Here is a 23,889-nt window from a genome sequence, read left to right as displayed (position 1 = left end):
CTACGCGCGTCAAAGTCCCGCAGGGCGCCGGGCGCTGTCAACGGCCGCGGGCCGTCGGGTCCGCGACGTTCCGGTGAACGGCCGGGCCGTCGCCACCGGCGCGCGGGTCCTGCGCCGCGGGCCGGGCGGCGCCCCCGTGCGCGGTGTCCGACGCCTGGTCCGTGTGTTCCGTGTGTTCCGTGCGGTCCGGAAGTCCGTCGAGGAACAGGGCGACGCCGTCCAGGATGCGGGCCAGGCCGAACTCGAAGAGCGCGTCGAGGTCCGCGGCGGCCTCGGCGTCCCGCGCCGTGGACGCGAGCCGCGGATACGGCGTGTCCCGGTCGGGCATCAGCACCGCCGGAGCGGTGACGGTGCGCCAGTGCGCCAGCGACGGGCCCGCCCGGCGCGCCGCCTCGATCTCGCTGACCCGCAGCAGGCCGAGTCCCTGCACCTGGCCGAGCACGCTCTGCGTGAGCCGGTGGACCGTCAACGAGTCGACGCCCGTGCCGTCGAGCGCCGCCATCGCACGCTCGGCCCCGGCGAGAACGCTCGGCGCGAGCGGCGGGCGCACGGTCGCCAGCACCCGGAGCGTCCAGGGATGAGCGGTGTACAGCGCCCATTCTGCGCGTGCCACATGCTCCAGCGCGGCCCGCCAGCCGCCGGGTCCCGGCGGCGCGGCGGCGCCGCTGTCGGCGTAGACCTGTCCGACCATCAACTCGATCAGCTCGTCCTTGCCGGTCACGTAGTGGTAGAGGGCCATCGCCCCGGCCCCGAGGCTGTCCGCCACCCGTCGCATCGACAGCGCGTCCAGCCCCTCGGAATCGGCGATGCGCACGGCGGCCCGCACGATGGCGAGCACGGACAGCGTGCCCGAGGATCTGCCCGGGCCGGCGGGCGGCCGGCCCGTCCGCGGTGGCGCCGCCGCGGGCGGCGCGTTCGCTGGCTCGGCCTTCGGCGGCCCGGCCTTCCTGGCCCGGTAGGCGCGGGCCTGGCAGGCGCGGGAGCAGTACCGGGGCGCGCGTCCCCGGGACAGGCGCGTGAACTCGCGCGCGCACTGTGCGCAGATCGGCATGGCCGGCCCTTCATTTCGTCACGGACCAAAGATGCTGCGGCGTCACCGTACCACGCGTGGGGTGTGACGAAATAGCGGCTTCGCTCGTGTGGAAACGAGGGCACGGCTTGCCGGTTCAGCCGAGTATCCGGCGTAATTGCGTGCGCGGCCGCCGGGCAGGGGGCCGGAGTTGACGGGCGGGTGCTGGCTGTCAGGACCGCGATGTCTTATGGTGTACGAGTCTCCCGCAGCCCGTCCCGGAAGAGGAATCACGCGATGACCGAAGCCCCCTCTCGGCGGCCCGCGCCGCTGCCCACCGAGCGCGCCACGCCGCTCGACCCGCCCACCGGCCTGGCCCACCTGCGCGAGCACCAGCCGGTCAGCCCGATCGCCCACCCCGACGGCACCACCGGCTGGCTGGTGACCTCGAACGCCCTGGTCCGGGAAGTGCTGGCCGACCCCAGGTTCAGCTCCCGCAGCGAACTCATCCATTCCCCGATGCGCACCGACCCGCCGACCCCGGCGCCCCGCGGCGTGTTCATCGGCATGGACGCCCCGGAGCACCCCAGGTACCGGAAGCTGCTGACCGGACAGTTCACCGTGCGCCGTATCCGGCAACTGACCGACCGCATCGAGCAGATCGTCGAGCAGGCCCTGGACGCCACCGAGGCCGCGGGGCAGCCGGCCGACCTGATACAGACCTTCGCGCTGCCCATACCGTCCCTGCTCATCTGCGAACTGCTCGGCGTGCCCTACGAGTCCCACGAGGACTTCGAGCGCTGGACCAACGTCATGTCCAGCGCCGGCAGCGCCCTGGCGGACGCGCAGGCCGCCGAGGCGGCGCTGACCGCGTTCCTGGCGGGCATCGTGGCCGACAAGCGCGCCCGGCCGACGGACGACGTGCTCAGCGGCGTGATCCACGAGGGCAGCCTCGACGACGAGGAAGCCCTCGGTATCGCCCTGATGCTCCTGGTCGCCGGGCACGAGACCACCTCGGGCATGCTCGGTCTCGGCACCCTCGCCCTGCTCACCCACCCCGGCCAACTGGCGCTGCTGCGCGAGGACCCCGCGCTGATCGACGGCGCCGTGGAGGAACTGCTGCGCTACGTGACCATCGCCCAGTTCGACGTCGGGGTCCGCGCCGCGCTGGAGGATGTGGAACTCGGCGGTCGGCTGATCAGGGCCGGCGATTCCGTCAGCGTCTCCTTCATCGCCGCCAACCGCGACCCGGACGTCTTCGACGACCCCGACACCCTGGACATCACGCGGCCGCCCGGCCGGCACGTGGCCTTCGGGCACGGCGCGCACGCCTGCCTCGGACAGCAACTGGCGCGCATGGAACTGCGTATCGCCTTCCCCGCTCTGCTGCGCCGGTTCCCCGGGCTGCGGCTCGCCGTGCCGGTGGAGGAGATCCCCGTCCGTTCCGAGATGCCCGTCTACGGCGCCTACCGGCTGCCCGTCGGCTGGTAGGAAGGTGCCACCACCATGAACCAACTCCGTGTGGAGACCGATCCCGTTCTGTGCGCGGGCAGCGGTATGTGCGCGCTGCTCGCCCCCGAAGTCTTCGACCAGGACGAGGAGGAGGGGACCGTCGTCCTGATCGACGATCGCCCGGCCGAGGTGCGCAGGGACGCCGTGCTGGCCGCCGCCGAACGCTGCCCGGCCGGTGCCATCCGCGTCGCCGGCGCGGACTGACAGCGTCTCCTTCCGCCGCCGGCGTCGGTCAGGCGCCGAAGCGGCGGGCGGACCGGCCGAGTTGCCCACGGCCGGGCGGCTGCCGTCGCGCACGGGGGGCTCGGCTGATCTAGGCTGGTGACCTGCCCAGCTCGCCGCTTTGAGGAGCGTTCGTGAACCCCGGTGACGACCGTCCCACCATGCCGCCCGTGCGGCTGCCCGCCGAGGCGGAGCTGGCCCGTGCGGCGCTGGCCTCGCCGTTGCTCGCCCGGGCCGTCCGGCTCGCGCAGTGGGCCGCACCCGGCACGCACGTCGGCGCGGGGGGCGAGCTGCCCGCCGCCGAACTGCGGTCCGCCGTCGCGCACCTCGGCCTCGACGCCGTGGATGGCGGCGAGGAGTTCGCCGCCGACGCTTGGCATTTCGCCGTCGACACCGGCCTGATCGAGATCGCCGAAGCCCCGGCGGACGACGGTTCCGAGGCGATGGGCACCGCGTCGCCCGGCGAGGACCTCGACCTGATGTCGGAGGACGACCCCGGCGGGGTCCTCGACCTGTGGTCCGCGGGCGTGGACGCGGTGCTCGCCGACGCCGCGACCCCGACCTTCGAGGAGCTGATCGGCGGGCTCGGCGGACTCGGCGGCGTGTTCGGCGCCGACGGCGAGATCGACCCGGGCGCCATCGACGTGGACGCGCTGGAGTTCGATCAGGAGGAGGCGGCCGGCCACCTCGACGCCGCGCTGGGCAGCCTCTACCTGTTCGCGGTCACCGACGAGGCCGGGCAGGCCGCGTCGATGGTGCCGCTGCCGATGGTCGCCGCCGCCTCGATCGTTCCCGAGGACATGGACGAGCTGTCCCCGGAGGCGCTGGACGAGCTGTCGGCCGCCGTGCTGAAGCTGGACGGGCAGTTCGGCGCGCTGGCGGGGACCGGGCTGCTGGAGTACCAGCCGGTCGACGACTCCGTGATCGAGGAGGCGGAGGCCGGTCCCGATGCCGCGGTGCCGGAGCGTGACGAGGACGAGGACGAGCACGGGGACGACGGCGAGGAGGAGGACCTGGCCCGCTACGGGCTCGCGCGCCTCACGCCCCTCGGTCTCTACGGCGTGCGCCGCCGGATGCTCGACGCCGGTCTCGACGTCCCCCTCATCGGCGAGCTGGCGGTGCGCGACGCGGCGACGCTGCTCGCCGTACTGCCGTACCGGCCGGAGGCCGCGGCCCGCGAGGAGGCGGAGCTGTGGCTCGCCGGGCGCACCCCGCGGGACGCGGCGCGCGACCTGCTGGCGGCGGCCCGCGGCGGCGATCCGGGCGGCCCGGGGCGCCGCCTCGGCTGCCAGCTGGTGCTCTCCTTCCTCGACGAGCGGGCCGAGCCCGCGCTCCGCGAGGTGCTGGACGACGGCGAGCTGGGCGGCCTGGCCCGCGTCTGGCTGGCCGAACGGGGGGCGGCCGACGTTCCGCCGCCGGGCGAGGCACTGGTCTTCTGGCTGACCATCGACACGCTGGCCGCCCAGCTCGCGACGGTCGCCGTCGAGGACGACGCGGCGGAGCTGCGGGAGCTGGTGTCCGATCTCGCCGGCCGGCACAGCGAGTTCTTCGACCGGGCCTGGCGCACCGACCATCCCGCGACGGCGGACGTGCTGGAGGCGGTGGGCCGGCTGCACCCCGACAAGCGGCTGGCCAAGCAGGCGAGGAAGGCCGCGTTCAAGTCGAGGTCACTGCGCTGAGGGCCGCGGCCGGGCGGCGCATGTGTGGACAGCGGTCCGCGGAATTTGGCACGGTGTGAGCACCAGCCCATCTTCGAACATGCGGCCGATAGCCGCCTGAGGTCCGCCATGCCAACCGACCGTCTCGCGCCCGAAGCCGCCGCCTTCTATCGCGCGCACAGCGCTTTCTCCGACCCGGGAGCGCTCGGCGCGCACTACGCGGGCCTGCCCGCGGACCCCGAGCGCCTGGCCGGCGTCACGCGCGGCCTGGCGATCCACCGGACCGAGGGCGGCATCTACTCCTACGACATCCCCGCCGACCGCCTTCACGACGACGCGGAGACGCGGTACGTCGACGACATCCTGCGCATCGTCACCGGGCGGAATGACGCGCCGCTGACCCTGCAACGCGAGCCAGAGGACCGTTTCGTCGGCGTCTGCCGCGACTTCTCGCTGCTGCACTGCTCGTTCCTGCGCCACGCGGGCGTTCCGGCGCGGCTGCGCGTCGGCTTCGCCGACTACTTCCACGACGACGGTTTCCACGTGGACCACGTGGTCACCGAGTACTGGGACGAGGAACGCGGCTGGCTGCTCGCCGACGCACAGCTGACCGATCCGGTGGTCGGCGACGTGTTCGAGCCGGGCTTCGACCCGCTGGACGTGCCGCGCGACCGGTTCCTGGTCGCCGGTGCCGCCTGGCAGGCGATCCGCGCGGGGGAGGCCGACCCCGCGTCGTTCGGCTTCGCGCCCGGCAGTCCGCTGGCGGGGGAGTGGTTCGTCGGGGGATATGTCCGCCTCGACCTGGCCGCGCTCAACAAGTCGGAAACGCTGCTGTGGGACGTCTGGGGCGCGGACGCGGACAGCGATGCCGCCTTGACGGCCGAGATCCGCGCACTCTACGACGAGGTCGCGGCCCTGACCGCGGGCCCCGACGTCCCCTTCGACGCGGCGCGCGCCCTGTTCACCGACCACGACGGCCTGCGCACCCCGCGCACGGTGCGGTCCCTCGCCCCGTTCAACGGCCCACGGGAGGTCACACTGCGGGGATAGGCCCGGGACACGAAGCGGCGTCGGCGCCGCAACCGGATCAGCTCGCCGATGCGGTGCCCGTCCCGGGTCAGGCTGAACGACTGCCCAGCCGCACCCGGCTGCCGTCCGGGGCGTCAGCCGTCAGCGCAGCGAGGCGACGAACGCACCCCACGCACCCGTGCCGAACACGACGACGGGCCCCTCGGGCTGCTTGCTGTCCCGGACGGGTATGTGGTTTCTCACCGGCGTCGCTACCTCGACGCATTCGTTGTTCCCACCGCTGTAGGTGCTTCGGCGCCATGCGCCGTGCGGTGACTGCGATGCGCGGCTCATACCTCGTACTCCTTTGCCCTGCGGTGGATGAGTGCCCGGGATGCCGTCGGCGACAGGGCCGACGTACGTGCCGCGTCGAACAGCTCATGGTAGCGACTGACTTGGGAAGGCTGCTCCAGCCACATCGAACCAGTCGGGTTGTCCGCGAGCACGACATCGAGTGCTCCCACCTCTGGAAACCCGAGCAGCACATAGGGCCCGAACATGCTGGCGTGTGCGCCATAGGAGAACGGCAGCACCTGAACGGTGACGTTCGGCCTTTCCGCCGTCTCGATCATGTGCCTCAACTGATCCCGCATCACCTCTGCCCCACCGACCTGTTGAAGCAGCACTGCTTCCGAAAGGACAGCCCATAGACGCAGCGGTGGCTCACCAGTGAGACGTTGTTGCCGGGCGAGCCGCACCTGCACGAACTGCTCGATCTCGTCGGCGGTCTGCCACTGCCGTGAGGCCACAGTCACAGCCCTGATGTACTCCGGGGTCTGGAGGAGGCCGGGTGCCAACTGCGCTTGGAAAGTGCGGATGGAGGATGCCACAGCTTCAAGAGCGATGTAGTCGCGGTAGGTGTCTGCGAGGACGGAACCGTACTGACTCCACCAGCCCTGTCTGCGGCGACGGTTGGCCTTGCGGGCGAGGGCGGCCAGCCGTTCGAGCGTCTCCGGGGCCGTCACGCCATAGGCGCGCAGCATCGCCGTCAGATCCGGGAGCCGCACTGCGACGCGCCCGTTCTCCATTCGGCTGATCTTGCCTTTCGTGCAGTCCAGAGCGACGGCGGCCTGTGCCGTGGTCAGCTTGGCCGACTCGCGGAAGCGTCGCAGCTCGTCTCCGAGTTGGCGGCCCAGGACAGTGGACGGCGTGGAGCTGGTGTTCTTGGGGCGCATACCCACACCAGTAGCAGAGCCGGGCCCTTTCGCGGAGGGTGGTTCACTCACAGGAGGGAAGTTTGCGCTCATCCTGATTGGCAACGTTGCAGGGCAGCATGATCCGTGGGCAAGCTGCTCCTGCGGTTTCGACGCCGCAGGGCAACCGCCCTTTGCGCCGAGGGCCGTCGAATGCCGACCGGCGGGAGCTGTAATGGCCGCACTGGAAGAAGCCAGCTTCAGGTTGTCCTCTTGCCACCGCAACGCGGGGCGAGCGCGCGCCCTGCTGCGCGCCTTACTCGCTGAGCCGGGGGTGGATCACGAGAGCGTCGACAATGCGGAGTTGGTGCTCGCCGAGCTGGTCACGAACGCGCTGCGCGCGGGCGACGTACCTGGTAGCCGGATTGAGATCCGGATCGCTCTCTCGGCTAACGATGGGATGCTGGTGCTCGAAGTGAGCGACACAGGCCCCGGGATGCCGGAGATCCGTGCGCCCACGGAGGAGGACACCGGCGGACGCGGACTGCTTCTGGTGGAGGCCGTTGCCCATGCCTGGGGCTTCGAAGGCTTTCCCAACGGCACGGGCAAGCGGGTGTGGGCCGAGCTGAAAGTCCCCGGTCTCGCGCCGCCTGCGACGACGACCAGCATTGCCGCTGCGGCCGTCAGCGCCGGGCAACGTGTGCAGGTGCGGGGTGAGTGGTACACGATTCATACCGTTCGCGGCGAGCCTTATGCCACCGGTGGTCTCGCCGTCCTGCTCGGCCTGGAAGACGGCACCTTGCTCAGACTCCCCGCAACCGAGCCACTCACCGTTCGAACCTATTGACGAGAAGACGCCCCCGCTCGGCGGCGAGCCGGAGTAGTGGCGCCCGGACTGGGGATGGTCCTGCACCGGGTCGCGCCCCGGCGTATCCGCTCACCGTCTGTGGGCCTGCCGAGGAGCGATGAGCAGAGCACGCTCGGTCATGCTGAGTCCAAGGGGAGGAGCCGGTACCGAAGCAGCTCGGAAGTACAACGTGCACGAAGCGAAGACGCACTTCTCCCGCATTCTGGAGCAGATGGCCACCGGCGAAGAGGTGGTGATCAGCAAGGCTGGCGAGCCCGTCGCCAAGCTGGTGCCACTGTGCCCCAGGGTGAGACGGACCGGCCGCGGCTCGCTGCCAGGGCCCCTCCACACCCCGGACGACTTCGACGACCTGCCCGACGACATCACCGACGCTTTCGGGGCGCGCTGATGCGTCTCCTGCTCGACACCGAGCCGGCCGTGTATGTCAGTGCGGTGAGACAGCCAGTTCACCGGCCTGCCCGTCACCGCCGGGCACGGGGTGCGGGCGGGTCGGCTGCCGGACCACCACAGAGACCCGTTCGACCGGGTCCTCGTCGCCCAGGCGCAGATCGAAGGGCTGACGCTCGTGACCCGCGACAAGCGAATCCCGCAGTACGACGTGCCGGTCATGCCGGTCTGAGCCGGGACGCGGGCCGGCCCGGCATCACCCGACTGCTTGGCCGAGCGGCTTCTCGGCGCCCCGAGACTCTCGCGCGCGGCGGTGTCCTCGGGAAGTGGGCCGAACGGGCCGCGAGTCAGGCGTGTGAAGCCGTGGCCCGGATGCCGGCGAGTACCACGCCGACGATGCGCTCCGCGTCCGTGCGGGTGAACGGGCGCATGCCGCGGTTGACGATGAGGTGCACCGGGCCGGAGATCATCTCGCCGAGGAAGGAGCTGTCGACCGGGGGAAGCTCGCCCCGGTCGACAGCGGTGTCCACCCGCCGCCGCATGGCGGCCACGCGCTGGTCGAGGATTTTGGTCAGCGTCTGGACGGTGGGGCTTTGGCGGGCCGGCTGGATGGCCTGTTCGAGCGTCCGGCCGAACGGCGTTTCCAGGCCACCGGCGAGGGCCAGCAGGAAGTCCACCAGGTCCCGGTGGATGTCGCCGGTGTCGGCGACCGAGGCGAGATCCTCGGCGTAGCGCAGCAGGGCCTCGACCACCAGCTCCTCGCGGTCGGGCCAGTTGCGGTAGACGCTGGTCTTGTGCACGCCGGCGAACTCGGCGACCTCCTCGTAGCGGAAGCCCGCGATGCCGTCGCGCGCCACGAGCTCGACGGTCGCGGCGAGGATCTGCGCTCTCACCCGCGCGTTGCGGCCACCGGGGCGACGTGCGGGCTGCCGGTCGGCGGTCCCGTGGGCCATCGCCGCGCTCACCTCCACCTCTCTGCTCGGGTGCCGATTGTCGCCAGGCGCGGCGTTGCGGTGCAAGCCGGTGGTAAGTAGGCTCGCTAAAAGCAACTGTTTGTTTCTTTAGTCGCTGGACTGCCGCGCCCGCGGCCGGCCCGATCGCCACCTTCCCCAGCGAAACCTGGAGCGCACACGTGAACATCCTTGTGTCCGGAGCCGGTATCGCCGGGCTCGCCTGCGCACTTGAGCTCGGCACCCGCGGCCACGACGTCACCGTCGTCGAGTACGCCCGCCACCTCCGGCTCACCGGCACACCCATCGACATCCGCGGTGATGCCATCGAGACCGCGGACAGGATGGGACTGCTCACGAAGATCCAGAAGCAACGAGTCCGGATGTCCGAACTCACCCAGTTCGTCGACAGCGGGGGCGAGCCGGTGGCCCGAATCCCGATGGCGGAGATCAGCGACTCCGACGACGACATCGAGCTTCTCCGCGAAGACCTCGTGCGTATCCTCGCCGAGGCGCTCCCGGACAGCGCGGCGATCCGATTCGGCGACTCGATCGAGACACTGACCGACGACGACGGCGTCAACGGCGGCGCCGACGACGACGGCGTCGACGTGCGTTTCGCATCGGGCCGCACCGGGCGGTACGACCTGGTGCTCGGCGCCGACGGCCAGCACTCCGCGGTACGCAGGCTGGTGTTCGGGCCCGAGGAGGACTATCTCCGGCACCTCGGTGTCTACTTCGCCCTCGCCGACCACCCCGGCGAGGCGCAATCCGAGGGCGCCAACTCGATATACAACAACTCGATATACAACGTTCCCGGCCGGATGGCAGGCATCTTCCGGTACAACGGCAAGGCCGTTGCGGTCTTCCAGTTCCGCTCGGAACCGATCGACTACGACCACCACGACCTGGACGCCCAGAAGCAGATTCTCATCGACGCCTTCGCGGGCTACCGGTCGTGGCGTATCCCGGAACTGCTCGACGCGGCCCGCGCCGACCCCGGTTTCTTCTTCACCTCCGCGAGCCAGATTCACCTGCCCTCCTGGCACCGCGGCCGCGTCGCCCTCGTCGGGGACGCCGGGTACTGCCCGGCCTTCCTGTCCGGCCGGGGCACCTCGCTCGCGCTCACCGGCGCCCGCTTTCTCGCCGAAGAACTCGAACGGTGCGGCGATGACCACACCGCCGCGTTCGCCCGGTACGAGGCCCGGCAACGCCCCTATGTCACCTTCGCCCAGGACCGTGTCTACAGCGGTCGCGACCGCATTCTGCCGGCCACCTGGGCCGCGATCGCCGCCCGCAACAAGGCCCTGCGCGCCCCCGGCACCGGCGCGCCCTGAACCCGGCGTCGTGCAGACCACTCGGTGACCTACGGGGCGTGCCGCTCGCCGGGATCTCACCCTCAAACGCGCTGGAGAGAATGCATAGTGAAAGACACGCTGGAAAGGCCCGCCCCCGGCGCCCAAGAGGACCGCTGGAGTAAGCGGCTCATCCTCTGGGCGGCCGTTCTCACCCTCGCCAACGTCCTGGCCGACGTGGCCATCGGCTCGCCCATGATGGTCCTGCCCCAGTTGCTGGCGCATTTCGACACCGACCAGACCGCGTGGCTGAACGCGAGCGCGATGCTGGCCGGGGCCATCTGGTCGCCGCTGCTCGCCAAGAGTTCCGACATCTTCGGCAAGCGCCGGGTACTCATCGGCACGCTGCTCCTCGCATGCGCGGGAGCGCTGGTCTGCCTCGCTGCGCCCAACGTCTGGATCTTCCTGGTGGGGCGCTTCCTCCAGGGCGCCGCCTTCGCCGCGATCTTCATCACGGTGGCCCTCACGCGCCAGATCTGCACCCCGGGGGTGGCGATGGCCGTGGTCGGGCTCGTGACGTCCGGCTCGTCGATCGTCGGAGTCATCGAGCCGTACCTGATGGAGCCGGTCATCGACGTGTTCGGCTACCGGAGCGTGTTCATCGTGGCGGCGCTGCTCGCCGCGGCGGCCGCGCTCAGCGTGCGTTCCTTCATCCCGGAGTCGCCGATCCGCAGCACCGGCCGGATCGACGTGGGCGGGGCGTTTCTGCTCGGCGGCGGTCTCGGCGCGGTGCTCGCCTACGTCAGCCTCGGGAGAGACCTCGGCTGGCTGTCCTGGGGCATGATCGCGCTGCTGGCGGCCGGTGCCGCCGCGTTGGCCGGTTGGGCGTTCCTCGCGCTGCGGGTCGACGAACCCATCATCGACATCCGGGCCCTCAGCCGCCCGATCCTGCTGACGCTGCTCGCCCTGGTGCTGGCGGCAGGCTCCTTCCGGAGCATGCTGCAACTGACGGGTATCGTCGCCCAGGTGCCCCCCGACCTGGGGCTCGGTTACGGGCTTGGCGACGGAGAGGCGGTCGCGACGCTGCTCGCCACGTCCAACCTCGGCATCGTCGTCGGCGGCACGTGCGCCGGATGGATCGCGGGGCGGTTCGGTCCCGCGCTGCCTCTTCTCGGTGGCATCGCCCTCGGGACAGCGGCGACGTTCGCCATGCTGGCGGGGGTATCGAGCCTCGCGCTGGCGATCGCCTGCGGCGCCATGGTCGGCATGGCCGCCGGCGCGATCGGCGCCTCCGGCTACAACCTGGCGACCAGCATCGAAGCGCCCGAACGGCAGGGCACGACCGCCGGTCTGGTGTCGGTCGTGCTCGCCCTCGGCTCGGTCGTCTTCAGCTTCGCCGGGGGTGAGGTGCTCAAGGCGACCCTGATTCCCGGCACCTTTGCCGACGGTGCCCCGGTGAGCACGGCGACCGGCGTGTACCTCTATGTGGTGATGGCGGGAGTGCTCTTCGCCCTCGCCGCGGTGCCCGCGATCATGCTGGCACGTAACCGGTCCGCCGCGCCGGCCGCGCCCGGGGCGCCGCAGGGTCCGGGTGGTACGCCTGCGATCGACCGGCAGCCGGGCAGCACCGAATCGCGCGAATACGGACAGGTATGAGCTGCGATCCGGCTCCCTCTTGCACGCATCGTGCCTGGGGGCACCGCCCGGACGAAGTCGCCACTGCCACTGGGGGGACCTTCGTAGGGGGACGGCCCGCCTTCCGTCGTCAGCGGAGCCCACCGGCAGCCACGGCGATGACGCAGTCGTACGCCTCGTCGTCGGAGAACCGAGGAACGCGATCGGCGCGGCCGACGCCAGACGCTGCGGCAGTGCGGCCGCGCTTCGGCACCGAGGAACGCGGCGCGGGGCCGCGTCGGCAGCGGCCTCGTCATCGACGGGTTGACCGGCATCAGGCATTCGAGTTCCGTAGCCGATTCTTCGTTCAGGGCCCGGCCAGGTCTCAGGACGTACCGGCGCCGCCGCCGGACGATTCGGGGGGTGCGAGCGTCGGTCCGTGCGGAGTGCGACCGGGCGGCCTCGCACGACTCTTGACGCCCACCGGAGGCGTTGCGATACTCCCCGTGATCGCAAGCGCTTTCCCCTCGCGCACCGCCACCGCGTCCTTGCGGGTGCCCCACACTGCTCGTCGCCTCCGCCGGTGAAGGACGCTCCGGCAGTGAATCGATTCACCAGGGTGGTTCGGCGTGTGATCGGCATTCCCCACATCCCCCACCAGGAGTGAACGATGGGACGCAGAGCCGCACTTCTCTCCGGAATCGTCTCGCTGGTCACCGCCGCGACGCTGACAGGGTCGGTCGGCGCCGCGGCGGGCACGGTCGTCGGTGCCGTGGCCTGCGGCGGCGGTACCTACCAGGCCGAGGCGGTGCGCAACGGCAACACCTGGACGGCGCCCGGCTATTCGGGGACCGACATGCTCTCGGCCATGCGCGCGGCGGTCGGCAGTCTGCCCTCGGACCGCACGGCCAAGGCGGGGGTCCTGGTCCGCGGCTCCGGGGACGTGCCCGGCGACCAGTCGCTCGACCTGCCCAGTTACACCATGATCGACTTCTGCGGCACGATCAATGTCACCGGGCCCGCCCGCGCCGGTCACGCCCCCCTGCGCACCAGAAACACCACGGACGTCGAGATCCGCAACGCGTCCCTCACCGGCACGCCCCACTTCGGCATCCTCGTGCGCAACGGCACCGACATCACCATGGGCCAGATCGACATGGACCTGTCGGGCGGTCTCGGCGTCCGCATAGACAACCACGACGACCGCGACGCCCGTTCCCGCAACGTTCGGATCGGCGATGTCCGGGTCTCGGGAGGCGGCAGCCATGCCGTGGAGACCTACGGGGTCGACGGGCTGACCATCGGCACCGTCACGGCCCGCGGCACCGGTGAATCGGGGCTGCAGCTGAACGACACCGTCAACGCCCGGATCGGGCGCGTGGACGGCGAGGGCACGGGCGCGGACACCGGGTACGCGGCGTTCCGCATGGGCAATCGCGACGGCCGTATCGGCGACGGCTATCCGACCAACATCCGCGTCGGCGAGGTCATCGCGCGGGGCGGCGGGCGCGGCATCCTCTGCGTGCCGGAGAGCGGCGGCGCGGTGATCGACCGCATCACCATCTCCCGCGCCGGCGGTGACGCCATCCTCGTCGAGGACTGCCGCAACGTGCGCCTCGCGGCCCGGAGCAGCGCCGTCGACGAGCCGGGCGACGTCCGTATCGGCGCCGGGCCGGAGCCCGTCACCAGCCTTTCGCGGTGACCGACGCGGCGCCGGCCCGACGAGAGACCGTGCGGCCAGGGCATCGCGCGGCGCGGCCGCGCCTTCGGCGACACCGGCCGCGGCACCCGCCGTCGGCCCCTGCTTCCCCGGCGGACCCGTCCGCCGGGGCGTGGGCGCGCTCCCACGATTTTTGTCGGAGGCGTTGACGCGCTCGCTTCGCCGCCCTACCTTCGTGCGCACCGCGTGTCGTATGTCGTATGTCATATACGAGATGTCATATGCGAATCTGGGGGCCCTCCCGCATGCATGCACCCCTGTCCGGCGCCGCGCCGGTGCCTGTTCCCTCCCGGACGCAGTACGTGTCGCAGCAGGTGACGCACGCGATTCTCACCGGGGGGCCGCGCCGGGTTCGCCGCTGGTGGAGACCGAACTGGCCGCGATGTTCGGCGTGTCCAAGACCCCTGTCCGGCCGCGACTTCACCTTCCTCTCCCGCGAAGGCCGCACCCCCGAACCCCACGTCGGCTGAAACGGGCAACGCCAGCCCGGTCCCAAGTCCCGAATCCCAAGTCCCGAATCCCAAGTTGCAAGTCCCTTGCCGAGATCACCCTTCACCTCCATGCGGATATGCAGAAAGCGCTTAACGCGCCGTCCGCCAGCTAAGAACGGAGAAGCGGAATGGCCGACGCCGTCAAAGAACGGACCCGGCCCCCGCGGCGCCGCCGTGGCGGAAGCTCCCCACGCTCCCTGCCGTACCTGCTGATGCTGGTGCCGCTGTTCGAGATCTTCCGCGAACTCCAGCTGCTGAACTCGCTGTGGAGCGTCATCGTCGCCGATCCGGTCTTCCAGCTGCCCCTGTCGATGATCCTCATCAGCGGCTTCATCAGAAACGTGCCGGTCTCGCTCGAAGAGGCGGCCCGGGTGGACGGCTGCTCGCGATCGCGCGCCTTCCTCGCGATCGTGCTGCCCCTGCTGCGGCCCGGTCTGATCGCGGTCGGCTCGTTCGCCTTCGTGCACAGCTGGAACCACTTCCTGTTCGTGCTCATGTTCCTCAACGCGCAGGACGCACAGACCATCCCGGTCGGCCCGAACACCCTGATCGGCTCCGACAGCGTCGACCTCGGGGCGCTCGCCGCGGGCGGCGTCGTGGCGGCGGTGCCGGTGGTGCTGGTCTTCGCGTTCATCCAGCGCTGGCTGATCACCGGCTTCAGCGCGGGGGCGGTGAAGGGATGAGCGGCCCGCTGCCCGTCGTGCTGGCCGGTGCCCGCGGCCACGGCCGCTGGCACCTGGCGAACCTCCGCCGCCTCGCCGCGCGGAACGTGGTGCGGCTGGTCGGTGTCTGCGAACTGACGCCGCTCGCCGAGGAGGAGCTGGCCGGGCTCGGCCGCCCCGAGCAGTCCGACGACCTGGCGGGGCTGCTGGCCCGCACCGGCGCCGAGGCGGCCGTGGTCTGCACGCCCATCCACACCCACGGCGACCTCGGCCGTGACGTCGCCAGGGCGGGCGTCCACCTGCTGCTCGAAAAGCCGCCGACGCCGTCGCTCGCCGAGTTCCGGCAGCTGGCCGACGAGGTCGGTCAGGCCGGGATCGCCTGCCAGATCGGCTTCCAGTCGCTGGGCTCGGACGCCATCGGTGCCATTCGCGCGCTGATCGCGGACGGCGCGATCGGCGCCGTGCGCGGCATCGGCGCCGCCGGCGCGTGGGTGCGCGAGGAGGCGTACTGGAAGCGCGCGCCGTGGGGCGGGCACCGCACGCTGAACGGCCGCGACGTGGTCGACGGCGTGCTGACCAACCCGCTGGCCCACGCCGTCGCGACCGCGCTGCGCATCGAGGGCGCGGACCGCGACGAGGACGTCGCCGCCATCGACCTGGAGCTGTACCGGGTCAACGACATCGACGCCGACGACACGTCCTGCGCCCGCATCCGCACGACGGCCGGGCGGCCCATCGTCATCGCGGTCACCCTGGCCGCGGAACAGCCGGGCGAGCCGTACGTGGTCGTGCACGGCGAGACGGGCCGCATCACCTTCTGGTACAAGGCCGACCGCGTGCGCCTCGAACGCACCGGGCACGCCCCGGAAACCGCGGACCACGGGCGGACGGACCTGCTGGCCAACCTCGTCGCCCACCTGCGGGAGGGCGAGCCGCTGCTGGTGCCGCTGCACCGCACCGGGGCGTTCACCCGGCTCGTCGAGGCGGTGCGCACCGCGCCGGAGCCGGTCGTGCTGCCCGGCGGCGCCTGGCACACCGAACCGGGGGAGCACGGGCCGCGCCGCGTCATTCCCGGCATCGACGAGCTGACCGCGGCCGGCGCCGAACGACTGGCCCTCTACTCGGAACTCGGCGCGCCCTGGGCGGGCCGCCTGGAGGCCGGATCATGACCGCGTACTACACCAACCCCGTGCTGGCCGCCGACTGGTCGGACCCGGACGCCATCCGCGTCGGCGCCGACTTTTACCTGACGGCCTCCAGCTTCGGCCGGGTGCCGGGGCTGCCACTGCTGCACTCCAGGGACCTGGTCCACTGGCGGATCGTGGGCCACGCCCTGGAACGCTCGAACCGGCCGAGGACTTCGCCGTTCCGCGCCCGGACCGCGGCGTCTGGGCCCCGGCGCTGCGTCACCACGCGGGCCGGTTCTGGATCTTCTGGGGCGACCCCGATCAGGGCATCTTCCGCATCGACGCCCCGGACATCACCGGCCCGTGGTCGGCGCCACTGCTGCTGAAGGCGGGCAGAGGGCTGATCGATCCGTGCCCGCTGTGGGACGAGGACGGGCGGGCGTACCTGGTGCACGGCTGGGCGCGTTCCAGGTCCGGCATCAAGAACCGGCTGACCGGCCACCGGATGAGCGCGGACGCGACCGAACTGCTGGACCCCGGCACGGTGATCGTCGACGGGGACGCGCTGCCCGGCTGGTTCACGCCGGAGGGCTCCAAGCTGTACCTGCCCGACTGGAACGACATCACCAAGGCCGATACCGAGCCCAACTTCCAGCGGCTGCTGCTGGGCGAGATGAGCGCCCAGGAATTCGCCGACGACTTGGCCGAACGCCTCAACGAGGCGCAGGCCGAATGGCAGGAACAGCGGCCGTGACCCCGGCGGGCCGGCCGCCGCGCGGGCCGGCATCGGCTCGGCCCGCGGCCTCGCGGGGCTGTACGCGGCGGCCGCGGAGTGCGCCCGCCCGTATGCGCACCTACGGTCTCGGCTTCATGACGGGCCGCCCGTTCCTCGCGCCGACGCGTTCGGGCACGACGGTGCGGGCGGCTCCCTGGCGTTCGCCGACCCGCCCTGCGGGCCGACCTCGCTCCCGCCCGCCCGGGCCGCGGCGGCGCACCGGGCGGGCGGGGCGCTCAACGGGGCCAGATCGGCGGGTCGGTGATGAACGCACCGCCCAGATGAGCCTGATCCGGCCTGGTGGTGTCCAGCTCCCCCTGCTCGGCGATCAGCTTGGCGGCGAACGTCTCGGAGTCGTCCCGCGGATCGAAGCCGAGCGCCCGCGTCGGCTCAAGGTCCCACACGGTGCGGGTGTTGGCGGACGAGCCGTACACGATGCTGTGGCCGACGCCTTCGGCCCGCAGCGCCCGGTCGAAGAGGTGCGCGCCGTCGGCGGGACTCAGCCAGACGGCCAGCATCCGGACGGAGGTCGGCTCGGGGAAGCAGGAGCCGATGCGGACGGACACGGTCTCGATGCCGTACTTGTCCCAGTAGAACTGCGCCAGATCCTCGCCGAAGCACTTGGACAGCCCGTAGAACGTGTCCGGCCGGTGGGGTGCGTCCACCGGCAGCGGCGGAGCGCCGGGCGCGGGCCAGGGCATGTAGCCCACCGCGTGGTTGCTCGACGCGAAAACGATCCGGCGCACGCCCTCGGCGCGCGCCGCCTCGTAGAGGTTGTAGGTGCCCTCGATGTTCGCCCGCAGGATTTTCTCGAAGGTGGATTCCAGCGAGATGCCGGCGAGATGGAGAATCGCGTCGGTGCCGCGAACGGCCGCCCGTAGCGCATCGCGGTCGGCCAGATCGGCGGTGATGGCGTCCGGCGCGCCGGGCACCGGCACGACGTCCAGGAGCCGGAGGTCGTGGCCGTGCGACGGCAGCAGCTCGCGCATCAGGGTGCCGACGCCCCCGGAGGCGCCGGTGAGGAGCACGGTGCGTCGTTCAGCGGACTGACCAGCAGACATCAGGTCTCCATCCGTAAATATCATTCATATATGAGGACACGCTAGAGGGTGGGCCGAGGAGCGTCAACGACGCCTTGACCGTTGATTCCGGGCTCAACTAGCGTGTCTGTTCAGCTATATGGACGCCAATCATAATCATGTACGGCGAGGGAGTAGAGGACGCGATGACCGAAGCCGCGCTCGTCAGCCGCCTTGAGGGCCTGCTGTTCTTTCCCGTGACCGCCTCCGCCCCCGATGGGTCGCTCGCCCTGGACGCCTACCGCACCCACGTGCGGTCCGGGGTCGACGCGGGCGCCGGCGCCGTGTTCGCCTGCTGTGGCACCGGAGAGTTCCACGCCCTGACCCGCGAGGAGTACCGCGCCTGCATCGCCGCCGCCGTCGAGGAGACGGCCGGTGCGGTGCCCGTCGTCGCCGCCACCGGTTACGGCACCGCCACGGCCGTGGAGTTCGCCCGCATCGCCGAGGAAGAAGGCGCCGACGGCCTCCTCGCGATGCCGCCCTACCTCGTCAACGCGGGCCAGCGCGGCCTGCTGCGCCACTTCAGGGCGCTGGCCGCGGCCACCCCGCTGGAGATCATCGTCTACCAGCGCGACAACGTCGTCCTCACCCCCGCCACCGCCGTCGAGCTGGCCAGGACTCCCGGCATCGTCGGCCTCAAGGACGGCCTCGGCGACCTCGACCTGCTCCAGCGCATCATCTCCGCCGTCCGGGCCGAGCTGCCCGACACCTCGTTCCGCTACTTCAACGGGCTGCCCACCGCCGAGCTGACCGGCCGTGCCTACCGCGGCCTCGGCGTGCGGCTCTACTCCTCCGCCGTCTTCTGCTTCGCCCCCGAAATCGCCCTCGCCTTCCACGGCGCCCTGGAGAAGGACGACGAGGCGACGGTGCGCCGCCTCCTCGACGGCTTCTACCGGCCCCTGGTCGAGCTGCGCAACCGCGGCAACGGATACGCCGTGTCCCTGGTCAAGGCCGGGGTCCGGCTGCGCGGCCTCGACGTCGGCGAGGTGCGCCCGCCGCTGGCCGAGCCCGAGCCCGAGCACCTCACCGAGCTGGCCGCCCTGCTCGAACACGGCCTCGACCTGGTGGGCCGCTGATGCGCGCCTCGGCCTTCGTCTACCCCTGGGACATCGTGGGCGACCCGGCCGCCGCCGGGCGCGTCGCGGGGCTCGGCGTCCAGCAGGCCACCCTGGCCGCCGCCTACCACACCACCAGGGCACTCACCCCGCGCCACCCGCGCCACCGCATCGTCACCGCCCGGCACTCCGCGGTGTACTACCCGCAGGACCCCGCCCGCTGGTCCGGCCGCGAGCTGCGCCCCTACCGGCAGGACTGGGTGGCCGGCGCCGACCCGTACGGCGAGGCGGCCACCGCGCTGGCCGGGGCGGGCGTCGAGGTGCACTCCTGGGTGGTCCTGGCGCACAACTCCCGCCTCGGTGAGGAGTACCCGGCCGTCACCGTCCGCAACGCGTACGGCGACCGCTACCCCTGGGCGCCGTGCATCGCCCGTCCGGAGGTGCGCGCCTACGCCACCGCCCTGGCCGTCGAGGCCGCCGTGCGGCCCGGAACGGCCGGCACGGAGCTGGAGTCCTGCGGCTGGTACGGCCTGGCGCACCTGCACGCGCACGACAAGATCGGCGGCGGCCCGCTCGGTGCTGTCGGCACCTATCTGATGTCGCTGTGCTTCTGCGAGGTGTGCCGCGGCGGGTACGCCGCCGCGGGCGCCGACCCCGAGGAGCTGCGCGCGGCCGTCCTGCGCGCCCTCGGCCCGGTATGGCACGGGCGGGCCGCGCCCGCGGCGGGGGACCGCGAGGGGGAGTGGACCGAGATCGCCGCCCTGCTCGGCGACAAGCCGGCGCACGCCGTCGCCGACTGGCGCAACGGCGTGGCCGGCAGCTTCCAGCGCGAAGCCGTCGCCGCCGTTCGCGCCGCCGCGCCGCCCGGCTTCCGGGTGCTGCTGCACGCCGATCCGGCCCCGCACCGCTGCGGCGCCAACGTGGGCGTCGACCCGGCCGGTGTCCTGGCCCACGCGGACGGCGTCGTCGTGCCCAGCGGCGGCGGCGCGGCGGAACGGGCCGCGGCGCTGGGGCCGTTCACCGCGCACCGCCGCGCCGGGACGACGGTCGCGGCCAATCTCACGGTGGTCGGCGGCATGGGCGGACAGCCGGGGACGCTGGCCGCCGACGCGGCGCACGCCGCGTCGCTCGGCGCGACCGAGCTGCGGCTCTACCACGCGGGACTGGCCAACGACGCCGATCTGTCCGCGGTCGCCGACGCCCTGCGCGACCTGGGCCGGGAGGGCGCAATTCCGTAACGGTGCGGCATCGTGTTACACGGCGAAAACCCGCGGGGGCGACCGAACAGGGAGAATGCCCCGGTCCCCGAAGCCGTTCAGTCAAGGATTCAACGATGCCGTCACGCTCCGTCGCCCACGACCGTGCGTCCCCGCTCGGGCGCCTGGACTCCTTCTTCCAGGTCTCCGAGCGCGGTTCCACCTTCGGCCGCGAGGTGCGTGGCGGCCTCGCCACGTTCTTCACGATGGCCTACATCCTGGTGCTCAACCCGATCATCCTCAGCGGCGCCACGGACATCAACGGCGACCGGCTCTCCGTCGAGCAGCTGCTCACCGTCACCGCGCTGGTCGCCGCGATCATGACGGCACTCATGGGCGTCACCGCCAACCTGCCGCTCGCCCTGGCCGCCGGGCTCGGCATCAACGCGATGGTCGCCTACCAGATCGCGCCGCGCATGACCTGGCCCGAGGCGATGGGCCTGGTGGTGATCGAGGGCATCATCCTGTGCGTGCTGTCCGCGACCGGGCTGCGCGAGGCCGTGATGAACGCGATCCCCATGGGGCTGAAGCAGGCCATCGGCGTGGGCATCGGCCTGTTCATCGCGCTGATCGGCTTCGTGGACGCCGGGTTCACGACGGGCCAGGAGATGTCGCCGCCGCTCGCGATGGGCGGCACGGGCGAACTGCACGGCTGGCCCATCCTGATCTTCTGCCTCGGCCTGCTGCTGACCCTCGCGCTGCTCGCCCGCCGGGTCAAGGGCGCCATCCTCATCAGCATCGTCACCATGACCGTTCTGGCCGTCGTGGTCAACGCCATCGCCGACATCGGCGACGCCGAATGGGGCCTGTCCGTGCCCAGCGTGCCGGACGACATCGTGGCCGCGCCCGACTTCGGGCTGCTCGGCCAGTTCAGCCTGTTCGGCGCGTTCGGCGAGATCAGCTTCATCACCGTCGTGCTGATCACCTTCACGCTGTTCCTGACCGACTTCTTCGACACCATGGGCACCGCCGTCGGCGTCACCAGCGAGGCCGGGCTGCTCGACGAGAACGGCCGCGTGCCGCGGCTCGGCCGGCTGCTGTTCGTCGACGGCCTTGCCGCCGTGGCGGGCGGCGCCGCCTCGGCCTCCTCCAACACCTCCTACGTCGAGTCGGCCGCCGGCGTCGGCGAGGGCGCGCGGACCGGCTTCGCCAACCTGGTCACCGGCGGCCTCTTCGCGCTCGCGCTCTTCTTCGCGCCCCTCGCGGCGGTGGTCCCCTCGCAAGCCGCGGCCCCCGCGCTGGTCGCCGTCGGCTTCCTGATGATGACGCAGGTCGGCCGCATCGACTGGGCCGATACCGGCCTCGCCATCCCGGCGTTCGTCACCATCGCCGTGATGCCGTTCACCTACTCCATCACCAACGGCATCGGCGCGGGCTTCGTGACCTACGTGCTGCTGAAGGTGGTGCTCGGCCGCACCCGCGAGGTCACCTGGCTGCTGTGGATCACCGCGGCGCTGTTCGTGGTCTACTTCGCCATCAACCCCGTCGAGCAGCTGCTGGGGGTCGAGTGACGCGCCCGGTACGGCGGTCGGCGCGCGTGCTGCTGCTGGACGGCGCCGGGCGCCTGCTGCTGTTCCGCATGGCCGAAGAGCCGGGGGCGCCCGCGCTGTGGATGACCCCGGGCGGTGGCGTGCGCCCACGCGAGGAACTGCACGCGGCGGCGGTCCGCGAGCTCTACGAGGAGACGGGCCTGCGCGTCGCGGAGGACACGGTGCTCCCGCACGTGGCCTGGACCGGCGGCCACGCCCAGCTCCCGTGGGCCAGCGGCTGGTTCGAGGACCACTTCTTCCTGTGCTCCCTGCCCCCGGCCACCGCCCACGCCGTGGACACCAGCCGCATGGAGGCCAGGGAACGCCGCAACACCCTCGGCCACCGCTGGTGGCCGGTGGCCGAGCTGGACGGCACGGCGGACCGGGTGATCCCGTTCGGCCTGACCGGCCTGCTCCACGAGCTGCGGGGACGGATACCGGACGGGCCCGTCCGGCTGCCCTGGCATCACTGAGCCTGTCAGGGCCCCCGGTAGCAGTTGAGGTAGATCCGGCCGCCCGGCTCCAGGGTCTCCCCGGCCGCCGGGCTGGTGTAGCGGACGATGTCCTCGGGCACGCAGCCCTGGTCCTCGGCGGGGTAGCTGGTGCCCATGGTGTCCAGGCCGAGGGCCTGGAGTGCCGCGTCGGCCTCCGCGTACGCCAGGCCGCTGACATCGGGAATCCGCACCGGCTCCCCCGGGTCCGGCTGCTCCCCGTCCTGCGGTCCCGTCGACACGCTCACGGTGACCGTGCCGCCCGCCGGGTGCTGCGTGCCGGCGGCGGGGGAAGTGCCGACGACCTCGCCGGCCGGCGCGTCGCCGGGCACATCCTGCCGGGCGACCTCGAACCCGGCCTCGCGCAGGGCCGGTTCTGCCTCCTCGAACGGCAGACCCGTGACCTCGGGCACGGACACGGTGGCCGGCTCCTCCTCGGGCGCCTCCCCCTGCACGGTCAGCGTGACGGTGCTGCCCGGGTCGGCGTCCGTGCCCCCCTCCGGGTCCTGGGCCAGGACCGTGCCGACCGGCGCCAGCGCCTCCGCGGTCTGCTCCTCCTCGGCGACGTCGAACCCCAGCTCATCGAGCAGTCGGCGCGCCTCGTCGGCCGTGCCGCCGGTGACGTCGGGCACCTCGACCGATTCGGCGCCCGAGGACATGATGAGGGTGACCAGGCCGCCGGGGTCGATCTCCGTGCCCGCCGCCGGGCTGGTTTCGCAGACGGTGTCCTCCGCCGCCGCGCACGGCCTGCTGCCGCCCTCGGCGATCTCGAAGTCGTCCTCGGCCGCCCGTTCCCTGGCTTCTCCGAGGGACATACCGGCCAGCTCCGGCACGGTCAGCGTGGCCGCCCCGCCGCTTCCGCCGTCCGTGCCGCCGCCCTCGTCCCCGCCGCCGAGCAGGGCGAAGCCGACGACGGCGGCGCCGACGAGGAGCAGCACGGTGAGGACGGCCAGCGGTATCTTCCAGTTCCCCGATGTGCGTTGCCGGTCGGCGGAGCCCCGGCGCGGGGCGCCGGGCACCGGCGGAAGCGGTCTGGTCGCCGGGCCGGGACGGGGCCGCAACTCCGCGGTCGGCGGGTCCGCGGCGGTCCGGCCGGCGGCGGCCGGCGGCCGGTGGGCGAGAAGTGCCTCGATGTCGGCACGCATCTCCGCCGCGCTCTGGTAGCGGTGGTCGCGGTCCTTCGCCAGCGCCTTCAGCACCACGGCATCGGCGTCCCCGGTGAGGCCGGGAACGAACTCACCCGGCGGCGCGGGCTCCTCATTGACGTGCTGGTAGGCCACGGACACCGGGGAGTCGCCGGTGAACGGCGGCCGCTGCGTCAGCAGTTCGTAGAGCAGGCAGCCGGTGGAGTACAGGTCGGAACGGGTGTCGACCGGCTCGCCCCTGGCCTGCTCGGGGGACAGGTACTGGGCGGTGCCGACGACCGAATTGGTCTGCGTCATGCCCGCGTCGCCCATGGCCCTGGCGATGCCGAAGTCCATCACCTTCACCCGGCCGGCACCGGTGAGCATGACGTTGGCCGGCTTGATGTCGCGGTGGACGATGCCGTGCTGGTGGGCGTACTCCAGCGCGTCCAGCACGCCCGCGCACATCTCCAGCGCCCATTCGGGCGACCCGCGGCCGCCGGACAGCAACTCGCGCAGGGTGGCACCCTCGACGTACTCCATCACGATGAACGGCGTGGAGACGCCGTCCACCTCCTCCTCGCCGGTGTCGTAGACGGCGACGACCGCCGGGTGGTTCAGCGAGGCGGCGGACTGCGCCTCGCGCCGGAACCTGGCCTGGAAGACGGCGTCCCTGGCGAGGTCGGGCAGCAGGAGCTTGACGGCCACCGTGCGGGCCAGGCGCCGGTCGTGCGCCAGATGGACCTTCGCCATCCCCCCGCGGCCCACCACCTGCCGCAACTCGTACCGGTCAGCGACCGTACGCAGTGCGTCCATCAACGTCAGTTCTCCCCCAACATGCCGCCCGCCGCGGACGGGTGCGAC

Annotated in this window: 21 protein-coding genes and 3 pseudogenes; 17 read left to right on the top strand and 7 right to left on the bottom strand. The window is 72.0% G+C overall.

All coding sequences use genetic code 11. From position 1 onward, the window contains the following. Positions 1–37 precede the first annotated feature (37 nt). A complete protein-coding gene (locus RM779_RS20100; protein WP_311619122.1) occupies positions 38–1,051 on the bottom strand; it encodes a TetR/AcrR family transcriptional regulator in 1,014 nt (337 codons plus the stop codon). Between the two features lie 255 nt (positions 1,052–1,306). Between RM779_RS20100 and RM779_RS20095 the strand changes: the two genes are divergently transcribed. The 4 genes from RM779_RS20095 (at position 1,307) to RM779_RS20080 (ending at position 5,451) form a co-directional block, all read left to right on the top strand. Beyond that, a complete protein-coding gene (locus tag RM779_RS20095) occupies positions 1,307–2,500 on the top strand; it encodes a cytochrome P450 (protein WP_311619121.1) in 1,194 nt (397 codons plus the stop codon). Positions 2,501–2,515: 15 nt separating this feature from the next. Continuing rightward, on the top strand, positions 2,516–2,725 hold the full coding sequence (locus RM779_RS20090) for a ferredoxin (RefSeq protein ID WP_311619120.1): 210 nt from the start codon (positions 2,516–2,518) through the stop codon (positions 2,723–2,725). A gap of 179 nt (positions 2,726–2,904) precedes the next feature. After that, the gene (locus RM779_RS20085) at positions 2,905–4,422 is read left to right on the top strand and encodes a hypothetical protein (protein WP_311619263.1); all 1,518 of its coding nucleotides are present in this window, start codon (positions 2,905–2,907) and stop codon (positions 4,420–4,422) included. Between the two features lie 108 nt (positions 4,423–4,530). After that, a complete protein-coding gene (locus RM779_RS20080; RefSeq protein ID WP_311619119.1) occupies positions 4,531–5,451 on the top strand; it encodes a transglutaminase-like domain-containing protein in 921 nt (306 codons plus the stop codon). 2 nt (positions 5,452–5,453) lie between these two features. On the opposite strand, the pseudogene RM779_RS20075 reads toward RM779_RS20080, so the two are convergent. From RM779_RS20075 to RM779_RS20065, 3 genes and pseudogenes are all read right to left on the bottom strand, one after another. Further along, a pseudogene (locus RM779_RS20075) lies at positions 5,454–5,537 on the bottom strand (prevent-host-death protein); the annotation flags it as partial. Between the two features lie 34 nt (positions 5,538–5,571). Further along, on the bottom strand, positions 5,572–5,763 hold the full coding sequence (locus RM779_RS20070) for a DUF397 domain-containing protein (protein ID WP_311619118.1): 192 nt from the start codon (positions 5,761–5,763) through the stop codon (positions 5,572–5,574). Beyond that, positions 5,760–6,644 (bottom strand): helix-turn-helix domain-containing protein, encoded by an 885-nt coding sequence (locus tag RM779_RS20065; protein WP_311619117.1) that lies wholly within the window; start codon positions 6,642–6,644, stop codon positions 5,760–5,762. Before RM779_RS20065 ends, RM779_RS20070 begins: the two co-directional genes overlap by 4 nt. A 193-nt stretch (positions 6,645–6,837) precedes the next feature. Here RM779_RS20065 and RM779_RS20060 point away from each other — a divergent pair, with 193 nt between their 5' ends. The 3 genes from RM779_RS20060 (at position 6,838) to RM779_RS20050 (ending at position 8,089) form a co-directional block, all read left to right on the top strand. Further along, positions 6,838–7,449 carry an ATP-binding protein gene (locus RM779_RS20060; protein WP_311619116.1) on the top strand — a complete coding sequence of 204 codons (612 nt, stop codon included), beginning with the start codon at positions 6,838–6,840 and terminating at the stop codon, positions 7,447–7,449. A gap of 139 nt (positions 7,450–7,588) precedes the next feature. Next, complete coding sequence (locus tag RM779_RS20055; protein WP_311619262.1) at positions 7,589–7,858, top strand: type II toxin-antitoxin system Phd/YefM family antitoxin; 270 nt, start codon at positions 7,589–7,591, stop codon at positions 7,856–7,858. 90 nt (positions 7,859–7,948) lie between these two features. Further along, positions 7,949–8,089, top strand: coding sequence for a type II toxin-antitoxin system VapC family toxin (locus RM779_RS20050; RefSeq protein WP_394813342.1), 141 nt, complete (start codon positions 7,949–7,951; stop codon positions 8,087–8,089). Positions 8,090–8,204: 115 nt separating this feature from the next. Here RM779_RS20050 and RM779_RS20045 read toward each other — a convergent pair whose 3' ends face one another. Further along, positions 8,205–8,810 (bottom strand): TetR/AcrR family transcriptional regulator, encoded by a 606-nt coding sequence (locus tag RM779_RS20045; RefSeq protein ID WP_311619115.1) that lies wholly within the window; start codon positions 8,808–8,810, stop codon positions 8,205–8,207. Between the two features lie 179 nt (positions 8,811–8,989). Here RM779_RS20045 and RM779_RS20040 point away from each other — a divergent pair, with 179 nt between their 5' ends. The 6 genes and pseudogenes from RM779_RS20040 to RM779_RS20015 all read left to right on the top strand — a co-directional run. Then, a complete protein-coding gene (locus RM779_RS20040) occupies positions 8,990–10,144 on the top strand; it encodes an FAD-dependent monooxygenase (RefSeq protein ID WP_311619114.1) in 1,155 nt (384 codons plus the stop codon). 87 nt (positions 10,145–10,231) lie between these two features. Beyond that, a complete protein-coding gene (locus RM779_RS20035; RefSeq protein WP_311619113.1) occupies positions 10,232–11,758 on the top strand; it encodes an MFS transporter in 1,527 nt (508 codons plus the stop codon). 628 nt (positions 11,759–12,386) lie between these two features. Next, a complete protein-coding gene (locus RM779_RS20030; RefSeq protein ID WP_311619112.1) occupies positions 12,387–13,418 on the top strand; it encodes a right-handed parallel beta-helix repeat-containing protein in 1,032 nt (343 codons plus the stop codon). Positions 13,419–14,124: 706 nt separating this feature from the next. Continuing rightward, positions 14,125–14,610: pseudogene (locus RM779_RS20025) on the top strand (carbohydrate ABC transporter permease); the annotation flags it as partial. Continuing rightward, positions 14,607–15,758, top strand: a complete 1,152-nt coding sequence (locus RM779_RS20020) for a Gfo/Idh/MocA family protein (RefSeq protein WP_311619111.1) — start codon at positions 14,607–14,609, stop codon at positions 15,756–15,758. The pseudogene RM779_RS20025 and the gene RM779_RS20020, both read left to right, overlap by 4 nt. Then, positions 15,755–16,329, top strand: a pseudogene (locus RM779_RS20015) (family 43 glycosylhydrolase); the annotation flags it as partial. The gene RM779_RS20020 and the pseudogene RM779_RS20015, both read left to right, overlap by 4 nt. Positions 16,330–16,727: 398 nt before the next feature. On the opposite strand, the gene RM779_RS20010 reads toward RM779_RS20015, so the two are convergent. Beyond that, positions 16,728–17,552, bottom strand: coding sequence for an NAD-dependent epimerase/dehydratase family protein (locus RM779_RS20010; protein WP_311619110.1), 825 nt, complete (start codon positions 17,550–17,552; stop codon positions 16,728–16,730). 164 nt (positions 17,553–17,716) lie between these two features. Between RM779_RS20010 and RM779_RS20005 the strand changes: the two genes are divergently transcribed. From RM779_RS20005 to RM779_RS19990, 4 genes are all read left to right on the top strand, one after another. Beyond that, the gene (locus tag RM779_RS20005; protein WP_311619109.1) at positions 17,717–18,646 is read left to right on the top strand and encodes a 5-dehydro-4-deoxyglucarate dehydratase; all 930 of its coding nucleotides are present in this window, start codon (positions 17,717–17,719) and stop codon (positions 18,644–18,646) included. Next, entirely contained in the window at positions 18,646–19,863 is a 1,218-nt protein-coding gene (locus RM779_RS20000; RefSeq protein ID WP_311619108.1) for a hypothetical protein, read from the top strand. Before RM779_RS20005 ends, RM779_RS20000 begins: the two co-directional genes overlap by 1 nt. A 95-nt stretch (positions 19,864–19,958) precedes the next feature. Continuing rightward, positions 19,959–21,392 carry an NCS2 family permease gene (locus RM779_RS19995; protein WP_311619107.1) on the top strand — a complete coding sequence of 478 codons (1,434 nt, stop codon included), beginning with the start codon at positions 19,959–19,961 and terminating at the stop codon, positions 21,390–21,392. Continuing rightward, positions 21,389–21,883 (top strand): NUDIX hydrolase, encoded by a 495-nt coding sequence (locus RM779_RS19990; RefSeq protein WP_311619106.1) that lies wholly within the window; start codon positions 21,389–21,391, stop codon positions 21,881–21,883. The genes RM779_RS19995 and RM779_RS19990 overlap by 4 nt, the downstream gene beginning before the upstream one ends. A gap of 5 nt (positions 21,884–21,888) precedes the next feature. On the opposite strand, the gene pknB is transcribed toward RM779_RS19990, so the two are convergent. Continuing rightward, entirely contained in the window at positions 21,889–23,841 is a 1,953-nt protein-coding gene (pknB, locus tag RM779_RS19985; RefSeq protein WP_311619105.1) for a Stk1 family PASTA domain-containing Ser/Thr kinase, read from the bottom strand. Between the last annotated feature and the right edge of the window lie 48 nt (positions 23,842–23,889).

The sequence above is a fragment of the Streptomyces johnsoniae genome (genome assembly GCF_031845565.1).
Taxonomy (GTDB): domain Bacteria; phylum Actinomycetota; class Actinomycetes; order Streptomycetales; family Streptomycetaceae; genus Streptomyces; species Streptomyces johnsoniae.
This window is presented reverse-complemented; position numbering and strand designations above follow the sequence as displayed.